This window comes from Pollutimonas rozaliensis, assembly GCF_048751585.1.
Lineage (GTDB): Bacteria > Pseudomonadota > Gammaproteobacteria > Burkholderiales > Burkholderiaceae_B.
This window is the reverse complement of sequence record NZ_JAZHOB010000206.1, coordinates 1-260: the sequence shown is the minus strand read 5'-3', so window position 1 is coordinate 260 and position 260 is coordinate 1. Positions and strand designations below refer to the sequence as shown.

The following is a 260-nucleotide window of genomic DNA, read 5'->3' as shown; positions in this document are numbered from 1 at the left end:
GGTTCTCAGGTGAATCAGTTACTTTGGATAACCAGGCCTTTTATTTCGTTGATAAACAACCGTTACATTCATTTCACATACTAGGAATGGAACGGGTCTTCCAGCATCATATTGACCAGCTTCAAAATACGTATTCAATCACCGAACCGTTAATTGATATCGTAGACAATTTCCTGTGGGAGGAGTGGGATCCTATCGGGGTTAATTCCCTTGTCGAATGCCGTGATGAATATCAATCTTATGTTAAGGACGCCTGTCTA

The 260-nt window shown here is 41.2% G+C and carries 1 pseudogene; it reads left to right on the top strand.

The annotated features are described in order from the left end of the window. Positions 1-260: pseudogene (locus tag V0R37_RS22605) on the top strand (hypothetical protein); the annotation flags it as partial.